The sequence below is a fragment of the Thalassotalea fusca genome, assembly GCF_053485835.1.
On record NZ_JBQRUN010000020.1, the window covers coordinates 36,017 to 58,996 of the forward strand.

The following is a 22,980-nucleotide window of genomic DNA, read 5'->3' on the forward strand; positions in this document are numbered from 1 at the left end:
AATTAATGTATTAGGGATAAAGTGACTGCGCATATTGAAGTATTGGCCATATTATCGAGTGCGGTAATCATTGTTTGGCTATTTAGAAAACTAAACCTTCCGGCAATTCTTGCCTACTTAGTTGCCGGCATGTTTGTTGGCGAACATGGGCTCGCGCTTGCTCAAGAACATGTTGATTACGAGCATTTTGCTGAACTCGGTATTGTTTTCTTACTTTTCACGCTTGGATTAGAATTTTCACTGCCTAAGTTGCTAGCAATGCGGCACTTGGTGTTTGCCGTTGGTTGCTTGCAAGTGGTGCTGTCAATGGTGGTTTTTTCTGGTATTGCATTGCTATTGGGGCAGACATTGCAGGCGGCTATTGTTATTGGCGGAATTTTAGCGTTGTCATCGACTGCTATTGTAATAAGGCAGCTAAGCGAAAGTGGTGCGATGAAACGAAAATCGGGCCAGATATCCGTTGCGATTCTGCTGTTTCAAGATGTCGCCGTTGTTCCTTTACTGATTGTAATCCCTATGCTGGCGCAAGATTCAGAAACTTCAATGGCGACAGCGTTACTCATCGCCTTGGTAAAAGGTGTTCTTGTTGTTGGCTTACTGCTGTCTTTTGGCAAATGGCTATTGCCCAGATTATTCAACTTAGTAGCACAGGTGAGAACAGATGAATTGTTTGTTCTTACAACATTGCTTGTGACATTGGTCGCGTCTGCGTTAACTCAGTCTTTTGGTCTTTCAATGGCGTTGGGCGCTTTTCTTGCGGGAATGATGCTTGGAGAAAGTCAGTATAAGCATCAACTCGAGGCTGATATTAGACCTTATCGTGATATTTTACTGGGGTTATTTTTTGTCACTGTTGGCATGAAAATGGATGTGGGCGTATTGTTAAGTTCGCCATTTAAAATGTTGCTCCTATTGATTAGCTTTATGGCGGTCAAAGTTCTGTTGATCCAAATGTTGGCCGTTAGAGCAGGTGAACGCAAGAAAGATGCTTGGGCCTCTGGCTTCATGTTAGCGCAAATGGGGGAGTTTGGTTTCGTATTAATCGCTTTGGCGTCACAATCTAACATCTTGCCATCTGACGTGGCCTCGATGATCCTAGGCGCTGGGGTTTTAAGTATGGCTGTTACACCATTTATGGTTGATAGAGCTAGAGATTGGGGCCTTGCATTGAGCAAAGACCAGGTAATTGATACCTCATCACTTGAACAATTACCCCAGGAGCGGTCGTTTGAAAACCATGTCATTATTTGTGGTTTCGGACGTATTGGTCAAACAGTTAGTAGATTTCTTAAACAAGAAGCAATTGATTACATTGCGATAGATATTGATCCTTTAAGGGCTTCAAAAGCGAGAGAAGCGGGCGAAAATGTACTATTTGGCTCATCTCGGCAAGCAGAACTTTTGCATGCCGCTCATATCAATAAAGCGCGTTTAGTTGTTATTGCGTTTGGTGAAGATAAACAATCGATAGAAGTTATTCAGAAAGTGCGTTCGATGTCGCCTGATGTGCCTATTCTAGTAAGGACTCGTAACGATGACCAACTTGCAGCGTTACAAAAAGCGGGGGCTGACCAGGTTGTACCCGAAAGCTTAGAAGGAAGTTTAATGCTTGTGTCTCAAGTATTGTCATTAACTGGTGTACCTTTTTCACGCATATATAGAAGGGTGCAAAAGGAAAGAAAAAGTCACTACAGTCATTTGCATGGTTTTTTTCAGGGCGAGCATACCGATATGGGGCCTGAAGCTATAGAGCGAATAGAGTTTGCACATGCTATTTTACTAACGGATGATTCATTTGCTACAGGACGTTCTATTCGATCGTTGCAATTAGGCAATCGTCGTGTCTCTATCGTGAGTATTAAGCGTAATGGGGAAGAACATGAAGAACCGGATGAAAATACTATTTTGCGTGCTCAAGATACGCTAATTTTGCGTGGTAAGCCTCGTCGTGTAGAAAGAGCAGAGCGTTATATACACGAAGGAGATTAATAACGCGTCTTTTTGTTGCACTTAACGCTGCATTACTTGTTAGCTGTAGTCTACTTCCCTTCAAAAGTGAGATTAAGGAAGGTCATTTTAGGTTCGAAAATTTTAAGCGAGACAAGGGAATAGATCGAGAATACGTCTACCTGTTATGTTATCGCAAGAAGCCTACCGACTGGTTTGAACCTAGACAATATTTTGCCGGTGAACACGTTCTTTGGGTCAAAGCCCTCACTAATAAAACCTCCGTTAAAAATGGTACTAAAGAAGCATATGTGAAATTTGACATAAATCTCCTGCCTGATAAAAGTTATATGTTGAACAGAAAGATTGATAAAAATACGATATCGATATGGATTCAGGAAGTTGAGACGGGTGATGTTGTTTCAAAAGTTAAAGCGGTTGATTTAGAACGACCGTTGTTAATGACGGGACTTCGTAATAAAAAAATGTGTGAATCAAGTACAATTTAGCATCAATTAACAACAGAGAACCGAATTTCAGCTAGCGCTAATTGGACCAATGCAAAAATATCTGGTTTATTGCACCTGTTTGAATTAGCTGATTTTGGATCTCGTTGATTTGAGCGATCTTTTTAATAAGCGGCGACTTCTTTGAAACCGCTATATATGAGCCGACGGCTTTACTGTACTGGTATTCTGCTTTTTTAAACCGTTGGTTGTAAACGTCACTTTTTACCCAGGGAGTAATAGATTCTTCTCGCTCGATAAACGTGTCTATGCGTTTTCTCATTAATAGTTTAATTAATTGCTCATATGTAGTTACCGTTGTTTTTAGTAACTCGTTATCACGGTCAAATCGCTCAAAATACAAAGCGCCACGTATTGTTCCTATGCGTAAATTCTTTAAATCGTCATATTGTTTGATGTTGTGATTCGAGTCTTTAAGTAAATAAAAATTTAACGGGAAATATTGGACATTGTATGGTTCGTCCAAATAACTTACATATTTTGCGCGTTCCTTGTCTTTTTTAATACCAACAATTAGGTCTACCGTACCAGTGCGCATTAAGGACATGCAGCGAATGAAAGGACACTCTGTAAAATTAACCTGTCTGTTAAGCCTTTGCGCAATGAGCGTTACAATTTCAATGTTTACACCAACATATTGGCCATTTGACACATCAGCGTATGGTGGCTCTATGTAGACTGCCATATTTATCGGCGTGTTTGCTCGGACATTTACTGAAAACAATAACAATACTAAAAGGCAAAGCGGAATATTCTTAATCAATAGTGAGACCCGTTAGACTTTACTAGAAATTATAAGTGAACATAATAAATGGCGCGAAAATTTATTGAAGATCATTTGTCTGGTCAATGCACTTTGCTAGGAACATTCGCAAAAGTCTTGTGCATATCAGAATTTATCGTGTTCGATTTTGTATATACTGATGATTAGTGTAATAAAGGAGTGCTAATGCAAAGAAGCTACTTTAGTATAATACTGGTCATTGTTTTGATTTCTTCATGTTTGGCTGCAGATGAACTGAAGTTTTGCGGCGTAGAGTGGCCGCCTTTTACTTTTGCTAAGCAGGATACTATCGTTAGGGGCATTTCTTTCGACGTTTACCAAGAAGCTTTTGAGCGCATGGGATTAAAGTTTACTGCTAAAGTATTACCTTGGGAGCGATGCAAGGCCGCGGTGAAGCAAGGGACGCAGTTTGATGCGATGATTGATAATGCTGCTCTAAATCCATTCATCTTCGGAAAGTATCCTACCGGCGTATATCCATTGGTCATGTTTGTCCGTGAACACTATGAGGCAAGTCGGTTTAGTTGGCAAAACATAACGGGCAAAAGAGTGGGAATGGTTCGAGGTTACGATTATACCGAAAGAGTCTTGCAATTTGACGGTTGGATAAGGGACTTTGCAACGACAGATGAACAAATGATAAGCAAGTTACTCTTAAATCGATACGATTACATTTTGGGTGATATTTTTAGTACACCAATTATCGCCCAAAAGCTAGGTGTCAACCTTAAAATGCTGACCCCTTCCGTCGATGCAACATACACTTTTTTAGTCTTTCATGAGAGTAAATCGGCCGTACTTGAGCAGTATGATACGACAATAAAGCAAATGATCTTGGATGGAACCATGGAGTCAATTTATCAGAAATACGGGTATAGTTATGACATATTGATGAAACTTGGCCGTGCAAATTCCCATAACAGCAATTAAGGACAAAAAGACGTCATGAACATATAGGCGTCATGAATATAAAGTGCAGCACACTTTGTGTTATTAATTAACTAAAGCAATAAAATTAACAAAACAGGGAGTACATTATGAGGTTTGTTCAGTTCGTTTACTTCATCATAGCGTTTAACATGTCATCTTGGCCTTGCAGTGCTTACCAAGATAAACACGTTGAATTCTTGAATGATAATCACCACAAAAGTAGTAATCTGCCATTTTCTCAAGCTGTGAGAGTAGGGGAACTTGTTTTCTTGTCTGGAGAAATTGGTGTGGATAAGACTACAGGGAAATTGGTCACGGGTGGTATTCGAGCGGAAGCAAAGCAAACGATGAATAACATTAAATCAACACTCGCCGCGCACGGTATGTCAATGGGATATCTGGTAAAGTGCACCGTTATGCTTGCAGATATTAGCGAGTGGCAGGCGTTTAATGAAGTTTATATTAGTTATTTTGAACAACCTTACCCCGCGAGAAGTGCGTTTGGTGCGAATGGGTTAGCGCTAGGTGCTAAAGTTGAAGTGGAGTGTATTGCGAGTTCGGCGTAATCGAACTCGCCCAGTTGAACTTTACTAAAATTAAACGCAGTATTTTAATTTCAAGAAGCTCAATAAATGATTAATTGCCGTCTATTCATCAACGACCATCTGAAAGCCGCCGAAAATCATACGACTACCATCAAACGGCATAGGAACATCAGTGAGTCTAGGATCCTCCATCACTTTCTGCATACCAGCATCACGAATGTCACGACTAGGCCAGACTATCCAAGAAAACACAACAGTCTCATCATCTTTGCATTTTACGGCCATAGGAAACGAAGTGACTTTACCTTCGGGGACATCTTCGCCCCAGCATTCTATTAATCTTAATGCGCCATGATCCTTAAACACTTGCGCTGAATCTTTTGCATGTTGAATGTATTCAGATTTATTGGCTGTTGGCACTGCAAGTACAAATCCTTCTATAAATTCCATATATTTCCCCTTGTGTTTAAGTTCATTTAATCATAGCCCAAAACCAAAACGAGTGTAATTGAGGTAAGTTTGGTAATAACTCTTCTTAAAGCTCGATAAACTTTCTAATTGCTGATTCTCTTGCCATTGCATCTTCAAACCCGAGCTTAATGAGCTGTTTACAATAGTTTTTTTCAAATAGTAGGTAGCTAATAATACTACTTTCGGAATCGTTTGTTATTCCGAAAGTACGAAGTAAGACTTTAATCGGTATGGGAAGGTCATTAAAGTATTCTACCGCCATTGCATTGAAATCATGGCTAGGGTTAATCAAGAATGAATCTATCCTTTTGAGCCCTTCATGGCTTTTCTTATAATCGGTAGGCAGCTGCTCTAACGTTTGGTTAATGCGATGCATCCGTTCTAAATCACTTTGTAAAGTATCAGAAAATATACCATCAAGTAAGTGACCAGCTACTGTTGAAGCCGTCGGAGGGTGAGGGTTGTTTTCTCGCGCATGTAATGGCTCTTTTGGTTGTTCGACACCCACGATGAATAGCTTTCTACCACCAAGATGAATAGCCGGACTTAATGGCGACAGCTGGTGGATAGAACCATCACCTAAATGTTCCCGTTGGATTTTTACGGAAGGAAACACGAGCGGAATAGCTGCCGATGCTAACAGGTGTTCATTTGTCAGTTGGCTAGGCTGGCCGCGTCTTTTTGCGCGAAACCACGGAGAGATCGAGCTTTTGGACTGATAAAAGCTAATGGAATTCCCGCTACTATAACTTGATGCGGTAACTGAAACAGCGTCTAAATAGCCTTTAATAATATTGTTGTCAATTCGATTGTAATCTATGACGTCATTAAGTAGTCGTCGTAATGGCTCGTTGTTTAGGAGACTTCTCGATTTTCTATTCGCGTAATCTGCCTGAAAACTTGCCAACATACCACGGCCAATGTGACCGAAAACTCGCATAGTGTCGCTATGATATACATGATGGGTTTTAAGGTTTTTCCACACCCACTCTAGCTTTTTAACGCCTAAATGAAAACACGATGCATAACATGCCAAGGCAGTACTATTGATGGCACCAGCCGATGTACCGCAGATGATAGGAAACGGTGTAGCATGATGGCGAGGCATAAATTTAGCTATCGCCGATAATACCCCAACTTGATAAGCGGCACGTGCGCCCCCTCCAGTAAGTACTAGTGCATTGCTTGCATGAGTGTTATTACGTTTTCTTGTCATTCACTGGTGGGTTTTTATTAGATTTTATACTTAGTTACATTGTAATCAAAAAATGTAAGTTTCACTACTTGTGATTTTGTGGCAAAAAAAAACCAGCATAAATGCTGGTTTTTTAAAGACAGAAGAATTATTAACTTGTAAAACATTAATATTAACGTCTACCTGTTAATAATGTTTAGCTACTCACGCGTGCGTTGGCAGCTTCTATCAAAGGTTGCGATCCAGACTGGATTAGCGCAAGATTTTCTGAAACTACTTTCTTAGGTAATTTACCTATGATTAAAGTACCCGTTTCGTTTGAACCTCTTGCTGATGCAAACTCCAGTAAGTTCTGCCCATTACATTGAATACTCTTAAAAATCTTACGAATTTTCAGTTTATTCGTTTTCAAAAATGTACGCATACGTTTTTTATCGTCGGCAGCTACATATTCACATACGCTTTGCGCAATGTTACTTGCTTCTGCTTTCGGTGTATAAACGGATGACGTCAATGTCAAAACTGTAAGGGTAGATGCTAATAATAATTTTTTCATTTTAATAACCTTAAATCTTAAATTAGTTAAAAAAAGAAAAAACCACAGGACGTACCTATTAACTCGGTAACTCCGCTGTCATAGTCCAACATAATATGTTTAAACCTTAGACCGGTGGTTTTGCGTCGTACGTTTTCGCGTACTTTGCCTTTTCTTTGTCGAACTCTAGTATGCGAAATTACCATGTTAAATGCAAGGGTATGGACATTTTATCTATTTTCTATGAAGGCAGGTTATTTTATTTTACTTAAATATCAACAGAGTATGGTAGGTGGGTAAAATATTAAATTGCAGAAATTAGCGAGGAATTGTTGTTAACTTATCAATATTAACTAACTGATTTGTCAATACTTTGTAATTTTAACTGATTTCTGTCATTAGCATTTTTGCTAATGACAGAAGATTATTCACTAAAATTGCATTTCTGGTACAACATCAGGCACAACAAGCTCACCTTCAGTAAGCTTAACTATTTCTTCCACTGAAACGCCAGGAGCACGCTCTAGTAAATGGAATTTACCGTCTTTAATTTCGATAAAGGCTAGGTCAGTCAGTACTTTCTTAATACAACCTTTTCCTGTAAGTGGTAAAGTACAATTGCTGAGCAACTTTGATTCGCCATGTTTAGACGCATGCGTCATTGTCACAATAATATTGTCTGCACCAGCAACTAGGTCCATGGCGCCGCCCATACCTTTGATAAGCTTTCCCGGAATCATATAGGAAGCGATATTACCATGAACGTCTACTTCAAAAGCACCAAGTACTGTTAAGTCGACGTGTCCGCCTCTGATCATGGCAAATGATTCCGCGGAATCAAAAATAGAAGCGCCTGTGGCCATAGTAACTGTTTGTTTACCAGCGTTAATAAGATCTGCGTCTATGGTCTCTTCTGTTGGGAATTCTCCCATACCTAATAGGCCATTTTCAGACTGCAGCATAACTTCCATACCTTGTGGCACATAGTTAGCTACTAACGTCGGAATGCCAATGCCTAAGTTGACGTAATATCCGTCTTGTAGCTCTTGTGCTACACGCTGCGCAAGTTGTTCTCTTGATAAAGCCATTGGTAACCTCCTTACGAACGAATTGTTCTTTGTTCTATGCGTTTTTCGAAAGTGCCTTGGATAAGACGATCAACGTAAATACCTGGCGTATGAATTTGATCAGGATCTAGTTCTCCTGGTTCAACGATTTCTTCTACTTCAACTACCGTAATTTTACCAGCAGTGGCAGCCATCGGATTGAAGTTACGTGCGGTTTTACGATAAACGAGGTTACCAAAACGGTCGGCTTTCCACGCTTTTACAATAGCAAAATCGCCAGTAATTGATGGTTCTAGAATATATTTACGACCGTCAAACTCACGTTCTTCTTTGCCTTCGGCAACTAAAGTTCCGTATCCCGTTGCTGTAAAGAATGCTGGAATACCTGCACCACCAGCGCGCATTTTTTCGGCCAGTGTGCCTTGAGGTGTTAATTCAACTTCCAATTCACCGCTCATCATTTGACGCTCAAATTCAGCGTTTTCACCGACATAAGAAGCAATGATCTTTTTGATTTGACGATCAGGCAGTAAAATACCCAATCCAAAATCATCTACACCACAGTTGTTTGATACAACGGTTAATCCTTTAGTTTGTTTGCGCTTTATCTCTGCAATGAGGTTCTCTGGAATACCACACAAACCAAACCCGCCTGAAATAACTGTCATGTTATCTTCCAAACCGGCCATTGCTTCTTCATAACTCGATACAACTTTGTCGAATCCAGCCATTTTATTCTCCTACATTCTTCAATGTTTATAAGGCTATTCTTACTGCCTTCTTATGATAATTTTGCTCGAAATGCATTCGACACTTTTGATACTGGTGCGCGATTGAGTTTGTCGCTTATAAACCAACCTGCGTCTAGCAGTTTGTCTAGATCAACGCCCGTATGAATGCCTAAACCATTTAATAAATAGACAACATCTTCTGTTGCTACGTTACCAGAGGCGCCCTTAGCATAAGGGCATCCGCCTAAACCAGCAACGGCACTGTCGATCACAGAAATCCCGTGTTGAAGAGCACTGTAAATGTTCGTTAACGCCTGCCCGTAGGTATCGTGAAAATGTACGGCGAGATTTTCTTTAGGAACACGTGCGCTCACTGCATGTAACATCTTGTTTACGCTAGCAACTGTACCAACGCCAATTGTGTCACCCAGAGAAATTTCGTAACAACCCATCGCGAAGAGTTTTTCAGCGACTTCAGCAACTTTCTCAGGCGCGATATCACCGTCATAAGGGCAACCGACAACGCATGAGACATACCCCCTCACTTTGACACCAGCAGATTTTGCGGCATCCATTATCGGTGCGAACCTTGCTATGCTTTCATCGATAGAACAGTTAATGTTTTTCTGAGAAAAGGCTTCTGAAGCTGCACCGAAAATAGCTACCTCACTAACGTTGGCAGCAATTGCACCTTCAAATCCTTTCATATTTGGCGTCAGTGCCGCGTATGTGATTCCGGCCTTGCGATCTATACCTTCAAACACTTCGCCAGAGCTTGCCATTTGTGGCACCCACTTAGGCGATACAAAACTACCTGATTCAATGTAGTTTAAACCTGTAGAAGACAAGCGATTGATTAGCTCTATTTTCTCTTCAATGGTTAACGGTGTTTTTTCGTTTTGTAAGCCGTCACGTGGACCCACTTCAACGATTTTTACTTTGTCTGGTAATGCCATTTATTCGCTCTCCGTAAACGAAAGTAATTCGCTACCGCCATCAACCATGTCACCCGCTTGGTAGAATACTTCTTCAATCACACCGTCAGCAGGGGCCTTGATGGTATGTTCCATCTTCATTGCTTCCATGATAACCAAGGGTTGATCTTTAGTGACTGTATTGCCTTTGCTTACTAATACACTCACCATAGTGCCGTTCATTGGCGCCACTAGGCCATTGTCGTGCCCTTGGTCGTCAGAATCACCAAAATCAGGCAAAATATGAGTAAAGTTAAACACGCCATTTGCACGGTACAAACTAATTTGTTGACCGTTTTGTACAATAGTCGCACTACTGCGGTAACCATTAATATTGAAATAGAGTGTTTCGCCATCAATTCGGCCTTGGCAGTCAACACGCTCACCATTAACTTTAATCATGTAAAAGCTATCTGTTCCCTGACGTTTTTGTTCAACACTTACCTGATGCACTTCATCATTGTGTGACAAATTCAGAATTTGTACGTGTGGTTCATTTAAACGCCAAGCGTTGGTTGAGTGCCATGGCGAATAGGGGTCACTGCATAAAGCGGCATTTTCTTGTGATTTTCGCTCAAGTGCTAATACTAAATAGAGCGCGGCCATTGGCAACTCATCTTTTAGCGCAATGTCGTTTTCATGGAAAATCAAGTCACGATGTTTTTCGATAAAACCTGTATCTAAGTCAGCTTCTACAAAAGGTTGCGCAGTGGCTAGGTTGTACAGAAAGTCGATGTTAGTCGTTACGCCATTAATACGATATTCCGTTAATGCTTTAGCAAGTCGTTTTAACGCACGTTCACGGTTTTCATCCCAAACGATAAGTTTGGCAATCATTGGATCATAGAAAACACTGACTTCATCACCTTGTCGAACACCTGTATCTACACGAACATGCTCACTTTCAAGTGGTGGTTGAAGAAACGCGAGTTTGCCAGTTGCTGGTAAAAAGTCATTCGCGGTGTCTTCCGCATAGATGCGTGCTTCAAACGCGTGACCATTAATCTTCAATTCGTCTTGGCGTTTTGGGAGCTTTTCGCCAGCGGCAACGCGTAACTGCCATTCAACGAGATCTTGTCCACTGATTAATTCCGTTACCGGGTGTTCTACTTGTAGGCGTGTATTCATTTCCATGAAGTAGAAGGAACCGTCAACATCAAGTAGGAACTCTACGGTACCTGCGCCTTGGTAGCCTATTGCCTGAGCAGATTTTATCGCAGCTTCACCCATTTTGGCGCGCAATTCATCGCTCATACCTGGAGCAGGGGCTTCTTCAATAACTTTTTGATGGCGGCGTTGAACCGAACAATCACGTTCAAACAAGTAAACAGCATTTTGATGGTTATCACAAAAAACTTGAATTTCTACGTGACGAGGTTGGGTAAGGTATTTCTCTACCAGCATCGTATCGTCACCGAATGAAGAAAGCGCTTCACGCTTTGCCGCCGCTAGCTCAGCACTAAATTCTTCACTTGACCATACTTGACGCATTCCTTTACCACCACCGCCAGCGGTGGCTTTTAACAACACTGGATAGCCCATGTCGTCAGCCGCTTTTTTAAGCGTTGACTCTTGCTGATCGTCACCATGGTAACCGGGTACCAACGGTACATTCGCTTTTTCCATGATTGTCTTAGCAGCTGACTTTGAGCCCATCGCTTCGATTGCGTTAACCGGAGGCCCAATAAAGACAATTTTTTCTTCTTTACAGCGACGGCAAAATTCGGCATTTTCCGAAAGAAAACCGTAGCCTGGATGAATTGCCTGCGCACCCGTTTTTATTGCAGCTTGAATGACTTTGTCAATAACAAGGTAACTTTCTTTTGAAGGGGAAGCGCCAATGTACACCGCCTCATCAGCCATGTGTACATGAAGGGAGTCTTTGTCTGCATCTGAATAAACAGCAACGGTAGAAATGCCCATTTCTCGGGCAGTTTTGATAACACGGCAAGCGATTTCGCCGCGGTTTGCAATGAGTATTTTTGTAAACATATTCTTATCCTACTCTTTATTCGTTGCTTGTTGCCAAGCTGGCTGACGTTTTTCAAAAAATGCGGTGAGACCTTCTTGGCCCTCATCGGAAACGCGAATTGATGCAATACGTTCACTAGTTATGCTTATTAGTTCTTCATCTACGTCTTGAAAAGCAACGTCGAGTGCGAGTTTTTTCGCTTGTTTAGTCGCTTCTGGTCCATTGGCTAACAAAATAGCGATCATTTGCTCGACTTGTTCGTCAAGTGCCTCAATTTCTACTACTTCATCGACTAAACCAAGAGAGGCTGCTTTTTCTGCAAAAAACCGTTCAGCCGTAATGAAGTAACGGCGTGCTGCTTTTTGCCCGATTGCATTGACAACGTATGGGCCAATTGTCGCAGGGATAAGCCCAAGCTTAACTTCACTCAAACAAAACGAAGCTTTGTTTGACGCAATAACTATGTCGCAGCATGCCGCTAGACCTACAGCACCACCAAAAGCAGCACCTTGAACTTTAGCAATGGTGGGTTGAGGAAGAAAATTAAGGGCTTTTAACATGTGTGCTAAACCATTAGCATCTTTTAAATTTTCTTCGTAGCTGTATTCAGCCATTCGCTTCATCCAACCGAGATCCGCGCCTGCTGAAAAGCTTTTGCCGTTTGAAGCCAGCACCATAACTTTAATGTCGTGGCGTTCCGCTATTTCGTGAAAGATATGTGTTAACTCGGCGATAACCTGATCGTCAAACGCATTATGTTTTTCAGGTTTGTTTAGTGTAACTGTTGCTACGCCACGCTCGTTGACGTCAAATAATACAGAATTAGTCTTTTCGCTCATCATTAATCCTTACATTCTGAATATGCCGAATTTGGTATCTTCAATTGGCTTATTTAGCGACGCAGAAATCGCCATGCCTAACACAGTTCGTGTTTCGGCAGGATCAATAACGCCGTCATCCCATAATCTTGCAGACGCATAATATGGATGACCCTGATGCTCATAAGTATCGATGATTGGTTGTTTAAAGGCTTGCTCTTCTTCTGCGGTCCATGACTCACCGCGCTTAGCCATTTGATCGGTTTTAACTTGTGCTAATACACCGGCTGCCTGTTCTCCGCCCATGACTGAAATACGTGCGTTAGGCCACATGAATAAAAAGCGTGGGTCGTATGCGCGACCACACATACCATAGTTACCGGCACCAAAACTGCCGCCAATCAATACGGTAAATTTAGGTACATTAGCAGTAGCTACAGCTGTTACCATTTTGGCGCCGTGCTTGGCGATACCACCAGCCTCATATTGCTGACCAACCATAAAGCCAGTAATGTTTTGTAAAAATACCAGTGGGATCTTTCGTTGAGCACATAGTTCGATAAAATGTGCACCTTTTTGCGCAGACTCACCGAAAAGTATGCCGTTATTGGCGACAATGCCAACTGGGTAGCCAAAGATGCGTGCGAAACCACACACGAGAGTGGTACCGTAAAGTGCCTTAAATTCATCAAATTCACTGCCGTCAACAATACGAGCAATTACTTCACGTATATCAAATGGTTGACGTGCGTCTTTTGGAATAACACCGTAAATCTCTCTGGTGTCATACGCTGGGGCTTCAACAGGTTCAATACTGACAGAGATTGGTTTTACACGGTTTAGATTTTTTACAGCGTTTCGTGCAATTTCAAGCGCGTGGTGATCATTTTGTGCATAATGGTCAGCAACGCCAGATGTGCGGCAATGTACATCTGCACCACCCAAATCTTCAGCACTTACCACTTCGCCAGTTGCTGCTTTAACTAGAGGAGGTCCGGCTAAGAAAATGGTTCCTTGCTCTTTAACAATGATTGACTCATCAGCCATCGCTGGTACGTATGCACCACCCGCGGTACATGAGCCCATTACAACCGCAATTTGCGGTATATTTCGAGCCGACATGTTCGCCTGATTAAAGAAAATACGACCAAAATGTTCTTTGTCGGGAAAAACGTCGTCTTGGTTTGGCAAGTTTGCGCCGCCAGAATCAACCAAATAAACACATGGCAAGTTATTTTCTTGTGCGATGGTTTGTGCACGCAAATGTTTTTTAACCGTTAGTGGATAATAAGTACCACCTTTTACTGTGGCATCGTTAGCTACAATGACACACTCTTGTCCACCAACGCGGCCAATACCGGTAATAATACCTGCGGCTGGTACATCGTCAGGGTAAACATCGTATGCAGCGAGTTGTGATAGTTCTAAAAACGGTGAGCCAGGGTCTAGTAGGGCATTAACACGGTCACGAGGGAGTAACTTGCCTCTGGATAAATGACGCTCTCGGCTCTTTTCACCGCCGCCTTGTTTGATAGTCAATAACTTTTCATTTAAATCATCGACTTGTTTCTGCATGTGTGCTGCATTTTCTATAAACTCTGGGCTGCGAGTATTTATTTTTGAAACTATTTTCGCCACGGGAGTACCTTAATAATTATGTGTGCTTCACAAAAACTAATTGCTTTATTATATAAACGCCTGACAAGGTGGACTTGTCAGGCGAGTAGATTGGTTCTGTTGATTATTTAGATTCGTTAAATAATTCACGACCAATTAGCATACGTCTGATTTCAGACGTACCTGCGCCAATTTCATATAATTTCGCATCTCTTAATAAACGGCCTGTTGGGAATTCGTTGATGTAACCATTGCCACCTAAGATTTGAATTGCATCTAGTGCCATTTTAGTCGCAAGCTCTGCGCTATAAAGAATGACACCGGCTGCATCTTTACGTGTTGTTTCTTTACGATCACATGCTTGAGCAACATTGTATACATACGAACGTGCTGCGTTCATTTGCGTATACATGTCTGCTACTTTACCTTGGATTAGTTGGAATTCACCAATGGATTGACCAAATTGCTTACGATCGTGGATATACGGTACAACATTGTCCATACAAGCCGTCATAATACCTAGAGGGCCACCTGAAAGTACTACTCGTTCATAGTCTAAGCCGCTCATTAATACGGCAACACCGCGACCGACTTCACCAAGCACGTTTTCTTCTGGTACTTCACAATCTTCAAATACCAATTCACAGGTGTTAGAACCACGCATGCCTAACTTGTCTAATTTTTGATGGCGGCTAAAGCCCGGGAAGTCGCGTTCAACGATAAATGCGGTAATACCTTTTGAACCTGCATTGATGTCTGTTTTAGCGTAGATCACATAGGTATTAGCGTCAGGACCATTGGTGATCCACATTTTGTTACCGTTAAGTACGTATTTGTCACCTTTCTTGTCAGCACGAATCTTCATACTAACAACATCAGAACCAGCATTTGGTTCACTCATTGCCAATGCGCCAATGTGTTCACCTGAACAAAGCTTCGGTAAGTATTTTTCTTTTTGTGCTTGATTACCATTTCGAGCAATTTGGTTGACACATAAGTTTGAGTGCGCGCCATAGCTTAGTCCAACAGAAGCTGATGCACGGCTGATCTCTTCCATTGCTATCACGTGTTCCATATAGCCTAAGCCGCTACCACCAAACTCTTCTGGTACTGTCATACCAAGTAGACCCATGTCGCCAAATTTGCGCCATAGATCATTTGGAAATTCGTTATCAATATCGATTTGTTCTGCGCGAGGTGCAATTTCGTCTCTGGCGAAAGCGTTAACCTGATCTCTGATCATGTCGACCGTTTCGCCTAAATTAAAGTTTAATGATGAAAAACGCGAAATCATAATGTGTCCTATTAAATGTTCGTATAACGCTTGTTAGTCGTTCTGTTTTTGTAAATTCGTTAAAATATCTCGACAGTTTTCTTCAAGGTTGTCGAGTTCAATCATGACGGCTTTGATGTCTTCCATCTGTTGTTGCAAATCTTCACGTTTTTGCGTCACTAAAGTCATGATTGTTTCAAGTTGAGTTGCGCTTGAATTATCAGCATCGTATAGCTCGAACAGCCGTCCAGTTTCTGCAAGGGAAAAGCCTAAGCGTTTACCTCGTAGAATTAACTTTAGTCGAACTCTGTCTCTTTGGTTATAAATTCGTGTTTGCCCATTTCGAGTAGGGAATATGAGCCCCTGATCTTCATAGAATCGAATACTACGTGTGGTAATATCGAATTCTTTCGCCAAGTCACCGATAGAGAAAGTGATGTTTTTTTCTGATTTCATTTACTACTCGCATCTTTATATACTCTCCTAACAATAACGTAAGTTTACGTAAACGTAAAGTGTTGTGTTTATCGCTTTACAAAGTTCGTATTTGTGCCACTTTTAACTTGTTTGAATGTACTGCTACTTACAAAATTCCTTGAATTAATGCAATTCACCATTATCTAAGTAAAAGTAAATGCAACAGTAAAATAAGTTATATGGGTATATAGAATCGTTAAGGCTTGGCAATAATTACGTACAATTCTGCCAAAGGTGATTTATATTCTAAGAAGGTTTACGTTGGCGTAAACGTCAATTTGGGGTAATCTGCTTATATTACTTGGTAAAAAATATATCAAATTTCAGGAGAAAAATTATGTCAGCAAACGATCCGATCGTCATTGTTTCAGCAATGCGTACGCCAATGGGCGGTTTTATGGGAAGCCTCTCTGATGTGCCTTCACCAACGCTAGGTGCTACAGCAATAGCTGCTGCGGTCCAAGCTGCTAATCTTGAAAAAGATCAAATCGACGAAGTTATCATGGGTTGTGTACTACCTGCAGGCTTAAAACAAGCGCCAGCGCGTCAGGCTTCCTTGGGTGCTGATTTGGCACTGTCAACAGTATGTACCACGATTAATAAAGTATGTGGTTCAGGTATGAAAGCAGCCATGATGGCGCATGATTCACTAGCGGTTGGTACAATTGATGTTGCTGTTGCTGGTGGTATGGAAAGCATGACCAATGCGCCTTATATGCTTCCTAAAGGACGTCAAGGGATGCGTATGGGTCATGGGCAAGTGCTTGACCACATGATGATGGACGGCCTTGAAAATGCTTATGATGGCAAAGCTATGGGATGTTTTGCGCAAGATACTGCAGATGCAAGTGGTTTTACTCGTGAAGATATGGATAAATTTGCACTAACTTCATTAGAGCGTGCTAATACGGCAATCGAAGCAGGTGCTTTTGTAAATGAAGTTGCACCAGTAACAGTAAAAACGCGTCGTGGTGATGTAGTTGTAGATACTGATGAGCAACCAGGTAACGCAAGACCAGACAAAATCCCTTCACTTCGCGCAGCATTCAAAAAAGACGGCACGATTACAGCCGCTAATTCAAGCTCAATTTCAGACGGTGCAGCTGCACTAGTCATGATGAAGCAATCAGAAGCAGAAAAGCGTGGTTTAACGCCTTTATGCAAAATCGTGGCGCATGCAACACACGCTCAAAAGCCTGAAGATTTTACTGTTGCGCCGGTAGGGGCAATGAGTAAGTTATTAGACAAAGCAGGTTGGGATGTTACTGACGTAGATTTATTCGAAATCAACGAAGCATTCGCTATGGTTACAATGCTAGCGATTAAGGAAATGTCTCTAGACAGCAACAAGGTAAACGTGAACGGTGGTGCTTGTGCGCTAGGTCATCCAATTGGTGCAAGTGGTGCTCGTATCATCGTTACTTTGATTCATGCACTTAAAAATCGTGGTTTAAGCAAAGGTGTCGCCTCGTTATGTATTGGCGGTGGTGAAGCAACTGCCATGGCACTCGAACTAATTTAATAAATTTTCAATAGGTATCAAGGCTGTCCTGCAATAATAATTTTAAATGGGTCAGCCTCTTGTTTGTTAAGGAACAAAATTAATGAATTTTGATCTGAATGAAGATCAGCAAATGTTTGCTGAAACAGCTAAGCAATTTGCTGATGCAGAATTTGCTCCCCATGCTGCTAAATGGGATCAAGAACATATATTCCCAAAAGATGTTATTGCTAAAGCTGGTGAGCTTGGCTTCTGTGGCCTGTATTCACCTGAAGAAGCAGGCGGTTTAGGATTAAGTCGACTGGACTCTTCTATTATTTTCGAACAGTTAGCGATGGGTTGTACAGCAACTACTGCCATGATGACTATCCATAACATGGCAACTTGGATGATAGCGACTTGGGGAACTGACTCAGTTAAAGACGAGTGGTGTCCGTCTTTGGTTATGGGCGAAAAGCTTGCTTCTTACTGTTTAACTGAACCAGGTGCTGGCTCTGATGCTGCTTCACTTAGAACCACGGCAAAGAAAGATGGCGACCATTATATCGTTAATGGCTCCAAAATGTTCATATCTGGCGCTGGTGAAACTGATGTACTGGTCGTTATGGTGAGAACAGGTGAAGCTGGAGCCAAAGGTATTTCCGCACTTGCTATCCCTGCTGACAGTGACGGCGTTATCTACGGTAAAGCTGAAGAAAAACTTGGCTGGAATGCGCAACCAACCCGCCTAATAACCTTCGAAGACGTTAGAGTACCTGTTGCTAATTTATTAGGTGAAGAAGGTGAAGGTTTTAAAATTGCGATGAAAGGGCTAGACGGTGGCCGTATTAACATCGCAACCTGTTCAATAGGTACTGCGCAACAAGCATTGAATACTGCGATGGAGTATATGCAAGATCGCCAGCAGTTTGGAAAACCAATTGCTGCATTCCAAGGGTTACAGTTCAAGTTAGCTGATATGGCTACAGAGCTTGTTGCTGCAAGACAAATGGTGCGATTAGCCGCATACAAATTGGATAAAAATGATCCTGAAAAAACAGCTTATTGTGCGATGGCAAAACAGTTCGCGACAGATGTGGGCTTCAAAGTTTGTGATGCAGCACTGCAAATTCACGGTGGCTATGGTTATATCAAAGAATATCCATTAGAACGCCATTTCCGCGATGTACGTGTTCATCAAATCCTTGAAGGAACAAATGAGATTATGCGGGTAATTATTGCTCGCAGGCTATTAACTGAAGGCGCGGGTCAATTACTGTAGGAAACGATTATGTCAGATTACTTAAAATTAGAAATTCAGGGTCATACAGCGATTGTTACCTTTAACAATCCACCTGCACATACGTGGACAGCACAAAGCTTAGCGGATCTACGCGACTTAGTTATTAAACTTAATGGCGACGACAATGTATATGCGCTAGTTTTAACTGGCGACGGCGAAAAGTTCTTTTCTGCAGGCGCTGACTTGAAACTGTTTGCTGAGGGCAAAGTTGAAGTTGCGAGGGATATGGCCAACATTTTTGGTCAGGCATTTGAAACGCTATCAGAGTTTAGAGGTGTTTCAATCGCTGCTATTAATGGTTACTCAATGGGCGGCGGCCTTGAAGTGGCACTTGCTTGTGATATTCGCATTGCAGAAGAACATGCACAAATGGCGTTACCTGAAGCTACTGTTGGTCTGCTTCCTTGTGCTGGTGGTACGCAAAATTTAGCATTGTTGGTTGGTGAAGGTTGGGCTAAACGCATGATTTTATGCGGTGAGCGTTTAACTGCTGACAAAGCACTAGAAATCGGCCTTGTTGAAGAAGTGGTTGGTAAAGGTGAAGGGCTCGATGCAGCTATCGCATTAGCTGCTAAAGTGGCTAACCAAAGTCCCGTGGCAGTTGCAGCATGTAAGAAGTTGATTCAAAAAAATCGTCATATGCCAATTTCGCAAGCATTGAGTGAAGAGAGAGAATCATTCGTTTCATTGTTCTCTACACAAGATCAAAAAGAAGGCGTAAATGCATTTTTAGAAAAACGTAAGCCTACTTGGTCGAATAAATAGAAAGAAAAATAAGGAACACAAACATGTCAGATGTAGTGTTGTTTGATAAATTAATGTGTGGCAATGGCAAACAAATTGGCGTTGCGACACTCAATTCTGAAAAATCTCTTAATGCCCTGAGTGGGCAAATGATTGAATTACTATATCCGCAATTATTGGAATGGCAGCAAGATTCAAATGTCGCGTTGGTTATTCTGCAAGGAGCAGGAGAGAAAGCGTTTTGTGCAGGTGGTGACATTGTTAACTTATATAAGGCAATGTCTGCATATCCAAATGAATACTCACCTGAAGTAGAAAAGTATTTCACTGAAGAATACCGCTTAGATTACTTAATTCATACCTATAATAAGCCTTTATTGGTCTGGGGCAACGGAATTGTGATGGGCGGTGGCTTAGGCATGATGGTTGGCGCAAGTCATCGAGTGGTCACTGAAACTTCCAGAATCGCCATGCCAGAAATTAGTATTGGCTTGTATCCGGATGTTGGTGGTACGTGGTTTTTGAATCGTATGCCTAACAATTGTGGTCTTTTCTTAGGACTAACGGGTGCATCAATAAATGCTGCCGACGCTAAATACACGAAGATGGCGGATTATTTTGTTGAAAACAGCATGAAACAGTTACTCGTTGATAAATTGTTAGACGTTAACTGGGGAGACACAAACGCCCTGAACCATGAAAAACTGTCCATGGCCATCAAGGAACAGGAAGTACTTTCAATTGCAAAGATGCCGCATTCGAATGTTAAAGGGCATCAAGCGATGATAGACAATGTTGTAGAAGCTGATGATTTATCGGCAACTGTTGATAACATTCTTAGTGTTGAAGTAGACGACAAATGGTTTAATCGCGCACAAGCGTCTTTAAAAAATGGCTCAGCAGTGAGTGCACAAATTGTATTCAAACAACTACATTCTACTAAAGCGATGACTTTGGCTGATTGTTTTAGATTAGAACTAGGATTGTCAGTTAAATGTGGTCAATATGGGGAATTCGTTGAAGGGATTCGTGCGTTGCTCATTGACAAAGACAATCAGCCAAAATGGAAGTACTCAAATGTAAATGATGTACCCGAAAAGGAAATTGATTGGTTCTTTGAATCGTTATGGACTGCAGACAACCATCCGCTTAAGAACTTAAACTAATAATAAGAAGGAATACAATATGGCAACTATAGCGTTTATTGGATTGGGTAACATGGGTGGCCCAATGGCTATTAACCTGGTTAAGGCGGGACACGATGTTTGTGTATTTGATTTATCGCCTGAAGCTGTGGCAGGTGTTGTTGAGCATGGCGGACGAAAAGCCGATACAGCAGTAGCATGCGTAAACAATGCAGAGTTTATTGTATCGATGTTACCTGCTGGGAAGCATGTTGAAAGCGTATATCTGGGTACTGAGAGTAGTGAAGGATTGATTGAGCATATAGTAGAAGGCTCATTGGTGATAGATTCTTCAACTATCGATGCAGCGACTTCACAAAAAGTTGCATCACAGCTTGCTGAAAAAGGTATCGACTTTATCGACGCACCTGTATCAGGTGGTGTAGGTGGTGCGAAAGCTGGCACACTGAGTTTTATGGTTGGCGGTTCAAGTAATAGTTTTGAACGTGCCAAGCCGATTCTTGAATGTATGGGCAAAAACATATTTCATGCCGGTAACCATGGCGCAGGTCAAATTGCAAAGGTGTGTAATAACATGCTGCTTTCGGTATTAATGGTGGGAACTTCAGAAGCACTGCAATTAGGTGTTGATAATGGCTTAGATCCAAAAGTGCTTTCGGATATCATGAGTAAGAGTTCTGGTAGTAACTGGACACTTGATGTGTATAACCCATGTCCGAATGTGATGGAAAATGTACCATCATCAAATAACTATGAAGGTGGCTTCATGGTTGACTTAATGGCAAAAGACTTAGGTTTAGCTATGGATACCGCTATTGCAAGTCGATCTTCTACGCCTATGGGGGCGTTAGCAAGAAGCTTATATGCGATGCATTCTACTGCAGGCAATGGTGCCAAAGACTTTTCAAGTATCTATAACCTTTTCAAAAAATCTTAATTAATTGGTTTTAATATGAATTTACAAGACAAAATAATCGTTATTACAGGCGGCGGCCAAGGTTTGGGTCGTGCGATGGCGGTTAATTTAGCAGGGCATGGCGCCAAACTAGCACTCGTTGATTTAAACGAAGAACTATTGCAAGAAACTGTGTCAATGGTAGAGGAAGCCGGATCTGTAGCGAAAGCATACGTTGCTAATGTAACGAAAGAAGATGATGTTGAGTCTACATTTAAGCAGATCGTTGCTGATTTCGATGGAATTGATGGTTTAGTTAATAACGCTGGCATCCTACGTGATGGCATGTTTGTGAAAGCGAAAGACGGTGAAGTCGTTAAAAAAATGTCACTTGAACAGTTTCAATCTGTCATTGATGTTAATTTAACTGGCGTATTTTTATGTGGCCGTGAAGCAGCTGTTCATATGATTGAAGGCAAGCGTAAAGGCGTTATTGTTAATATGTCGTCTATTGCCCGTGGCGGCAACATGGGGCAAACCAATTACGCAGCATCAAAAGCAGGTGTAGTTGCGATGACCGTAACTTGGGCAAGAGAGCTAGGTCGTCATGGTATTCGAGTGGGCGCTATTGCACCGGGTGTAATTCGCACTGCCATGACAGACGCCATGAAACCAGAAATGCGCGATCGACTAGAAAAGATGAAGCCAATTGGTCGTTTGGGTGAGGCTGATGAAATTGCACATACTGTTAAATACATATTTGAAAATGAATTTTTTACAGGGCGCGTCGTCGAGATAGATGGCGGATTATGTATGTAAATGGCGTATAATCTTTAAAAAGCGAGTTTACTCGCTTTTTTTATGGGTGAATTTAATTCACTTGGTATTGAGCATTTAAAGATTGAAAGAAATGAATAAAGCACTTTTTTTAGATCGTGATGGCATTATAAACGTTGATCATGGCTATGTTTATCAACAAGAAAATTTTGAATTCGTAGAAGGAATTTTCGAACTTTGTACTAAGGCTAAAGCCAATGGTTTCCTAATTATCATTGTTACTAATCAATCAGGGATAGGTAGAGGAAAATACACAGAGAATGATTTTGAAAAACTGTGTAAATGGATGACGCTGGAATTTCAAAGTCGTAACATTGCCATTGATGACATATTTTATTGTCCTCATCACCCTACAAGTGCAAAAGGTGAATACCTCCAATCATGTTATTGTCGAAAGCCTGAACCAGGTATGATCATAGCTGCTCAGAAAAAGCATAAAATAGATGTATCCCAAAGTATTTTTATTGGCGATAAGAAATCAGACATGCTTGCTGCGAATAGTGCAGGAGTGAAACACCGATTGTTAGTTGGTGACAAAAACCAATGTGAAGGTGCACCTAAAACACTTTTTGCCGAAAATTTATACGAAATAGTCTTGCGATTTAATGGTTTTGAACAATAATTAATCACTCAGTCATTTATTTTGAAAAACTTTAAAATAGTGCTTGACCTTGTCGCATAAATCCCTAAAATGCGCATCCACTTCTCGGGGA

At 41.4% G+C, this 22,980-nt stretch carries 23 protein-coding genes and 1 riboswitch; of the genes, 11 read left to right on the top strand and 12 right to left on the bottom strand.

Annotation, left to right across the window (positions count from 1 at the left end):
* Positions 1 to 21 precede the first annotated feature (21 nt).
* Complete coding sequence (locus ACSLUK_RS17555) at positions 22 to 1,989, top strand: monovalent cation:proton antiporter family protein (protein ID WP_448550094.1); 1,968 nt, start codon at positions 22 to 24, stop codon at positions 1,987 to 1,989.
* A gap of 308 nt (positions 1,990 to 2,297) precedes the next feature.
* On the top strand, positions 2,298 to 2,456 hold the full coding sequence (locus ACSLUK_RS17560; RefSeq protein ID WP_448550095.1) for a hypothetical protein: 159 nt from the start codon (positions 2,298 to 2,300) through the stop codon (positions 2,454 to 2,456).
* Positions 2,457 to 2,493: 37 nt separating this feature from the next.
* On the opposite strand, the gene ACSLUK_RS17565 is transcribed toward ACSLUK_RS17560, so the two are convergent.
* A complete protein-coding gene (locus ACSLUK_RS17565) occupies positions 2,494 to 3,159 on the bottom strand; it encodes a substrate-binding periplasmic protein (protein ID WP_448550096.1) in 666 nt (221 codons plus the stop codon).
* 264 nt (positions 3,160 to 3,423) lie between these two features.
* Between ACSLUK_RS17565 and ACSLUK_RS17570 the strand changes: the two genes are divergently transcribed.
* Positions 3,424 to 4,188, top strand: a complete 765-nt coding sequence (locus tag ACSLUK_RS17570; RefSeq protein WP_448550097.1) for a substrate-binding periplasmic protein — start codon at positions 3,424 to 3,426, stop codon at positions 4,186 to 4,188.
* Positions 4,189 to 4,295: 107 nt separating this feature from the next.
* Positions 4,296 to 4,754 carry a RidA family protein gene (locus ACSLUK_RS17575; protein ID WP_448550098.1) on the top strand — a complete coding sequence of 153 codons (459 nt, stop codon included), beginning with the start codon at positions 4,296 to 4,298 and terminating at the stop codon, positions 4,752 to 4,754.
* Positions 4,755 to 4,835: 81 nt separating this feature from the next.
* Here ACSLUK_RS17575 and ACSLUK_RS17580 read toward each other — a convergent pair whose 3' ends face one another.
* The 11 genes from ACSLUK_RS17580 to ACSLUK_RS17630 all read right to left on the bottom strand — a co-directional run bounded on the left by ACSLUK_RS17580 (position 4,836) and on the right by ACSLUK_RS17630 (position 15,842).
* Positions 4,836 to 5,183, bottom strand: a complete 348-nt coding sequence (locus ACSLUK_RS17580; protein WP_448550099.1) for a DUF1428 domain-containing protein — start codon at positions 5,181 to 5,183, stop codon at positions 4,836 to 4,838.
* Between the two features lie 85 nt (positions 5,184 to 5,268).
* On the bottom strand, positions 5,269 to 6,420 hold the full coding sequence (locus ACSLUK_RS17585; RefSeq protein WP_448550100.1) for a patatin-like phospholipase family protein: 1,152 nt from the start codon (positions 6,418 to 6,420) through the stop codon (positions 5,269 to 5,271).
* A 175-nt stretch (positions 6,421 to 6,595) separates the two neighbouring features.
* Entirely contained in the window at positions 6,596 to 6,955 is a 360-nt protein-coding gene (locus ACSLUK_RS17590; protein ID WP_448550101.1) for a DUF3718 domain-containing protein, read from the bottom strand.
* 62 nt (positions 6,956 to 7,017) lie between these two features.
* Positions 7,018 to 7,114, bottom strand: a riboswitch (cyclic di-GMP riboswitch).
* Between the two features lie 251 nt (positions 7,115 to 7,365).
* On the bottom strand, positions 7,366 to 8,022 hold the full coding sequence (locus ACSLUK_RS17595) for a 3-oxoacid CoA-transferase subunit B (protein ID WP_448550102.1): 657 nt from the start codon (positions 8,020 to 8,022) through the stop codon (positions 7,366 to 7,368).
* Positions 8,023 to 8,033: 11 nt separating this feature from the next.
* Positions 8,034 to 8,732, bottom strand: coding sequence for a CoA transferase subunit A (locus tag ACSLUK_RS17600; protein ID WP_448550103.1), 699 nt, complete (start codon positions 8,730 to 8,732; stop codon positions 8,034 to 8,036).
* 50 nt (positions 8,733 to 8,782) lie between these two features.
* Entirely contained in the window at positions 8,783 to 9,688 is a 906-nt protein-coding gene (locus ACSLUK_RS17605) for a hydroxymethylglutaryl-CoA lyase (RefSeq protein WP_448550104.1), read from the bottom strand.
* A complete protein-coding gene (locus ACSLUK_RS17610; RefSeq protein ID WP_448550105.1) occupies positions 9,689 to 11,698 on the bottom strand; it encodes an acetyl/propionyl/methylcrotonyl-CoA carboxylase subunit alpha in 2,010 nt (669 codons plus the stop codon).
* Positions 11,699 to 11,707: 9 nt separating this feature from the next.
* On the bottom strand, positions 11,708 to 12,517 hold the full coding sequence (locus ACSLUK_RS17615; protein WP_448550106.1) for an enoyl-CoA hydratase/isomerase family protein: 810 nt from the start codon (positions 12,515 to 12,517) through the stop codon (positions 11,708 to 11,710).
* A gap of 9 nt (positions 12,518 to 12,526) precedes the next feature.
* Positions 12,527 to 14,134 carry a carboxyl transferase domain-containing protein gene (locus tag ACSLUK_RS17620; RefSeq protein WP_448550107.1) on the bottom strand — a complete coding sequence of 536 codons (1,608 nt, stop codon included), beginning with the start codon at positions 14,132 to 14,134 and terminating at the stop codon, positions 12,527 to 12,529.
* Between the two features lie 103 nt (positions 14,135 to 14,237).
* A complete protein-coding gene (locus ACSLUK_RS17625) occupies positions 14,238 to 15,407 on the bottom strand; it encodes an isovaleryl-CoA dehydrogenase (RefSeq protein ID WP_448550108.1) in 1,170 nt (389 codons plus the stop codon).
* Positions 15,408 to 15,440: 33 nt separating this feature from the next.
* Positions 15,441 to 15,842: a MerR family transcriptional regulator gene (locus tag ACSLUK_RS17630; RefSeq protein ID WP_448550109.1), complete on the bottom strand. Its 402-nt coding sequence runs from the start codon at positions 15,840 to 15,842 to the stop codon at positions 15,441 to 15,443.
* Between the two features lie 358 nt (positions 15,843 to 16,200).
* Here ACSLUK_RS17630 and ACSLUK_RS17635 point away from each other — a divergent pair, with 358 nt between their 5' ends.
* The 7 genes from ACSLUK_RS17635 (at position 16,201) to gmhB (ending at position 22,889) form a co-directional block, all read left to right on the top strand.
* A complete protein-coding gene (locus ACSLUK_RS17635) occupies positions 16,201 to 17,385 on the top strand; it encodes an acetyl-CoA C-acyltransferase (protein ID WP_448550110.1) in 1,185 nt (394 codons plus the stop codon).
* Between the two features lie 82 nt (positions 17,386 to 17,467).
* Positions 17,468 to 18,625 carry an acyl-CoA dehydrogenase family protein gene (locus tag ACSLUK_RS17640; protein WP_448550111.1) on the top strand — a complete coding sequence of 386 codons (1,158 nt, stop codon included), beginning with the start codon at positions 17,468 to 17,470 and terminating at the stop codon, positions 18,623 to 18,625.
* Between the two features lie 9 nt (positions 18,626 to 18,634).
* Complete coding sequence (locus ACSLUK_RS17645) at positions 18,635 to 19,411, top strand: enoyl-CoA hydratase (protein WP_448550112.1); 777 nt, start codon at positions 18,635 to 18,637, stop codon at positions 19,409 to 19,411.
* 23 nt (positions 19,412 to 19,434) lie between these two features.
* Positions 19,435 to 20,556, top strand: a complete 1,122-nt coding sequence (locus ACSLUK_RS17650) for an enoyl-CoA hydratase/isomerase family protein (protein WP_448550113.1) — start codon at positions 19,435 to 19,437, stop codon at positions 20,554 to 20,556.
* Between the two features lie 19 nt (positions 20,557 to 20,575).
* A complete protein-coding gene (mmsB, locus tag ACSLUK_RS17655; RefSeq protein ID WP_448550114.1) occupies positions 20,576 to 21,472 on the top strand; it encodes a 3-hydroxyisobutyrate dehydrogenase in 897 nt (298 codons plus the stop codon).
* Positions 21,473 to 21,487: 15 nt separating this feature from the next.
* A complete protein-coding gene (locus ACSLUK_RS17660) occupies positions 21,488 to 22,249 on the top strand; it encodes an SDR family oxidoreductase (RefSeq protein ID WP_448550115.1) in 762 nt (253 codons plus the stop codon).
* 91 nt (positions 22,250 to 22,340) lie between these two features.
* Positions 22,341 to 22,889 (top strand): D-glycero-beta-D-manno-heptose 1,7-bisphosphate 7-phosphatase, encoded by a 549-nt coding sequence (gene gmhB / locus ACSLUK_RS17665; protein ID WP_448550116.1) that lies wholly within the window; start codon positions 22,341 to 22,343, stop codon positions 22,887 to 22,889.
* Positions 22,890 to 22,980: the final 91 nt, after the last annotated feature.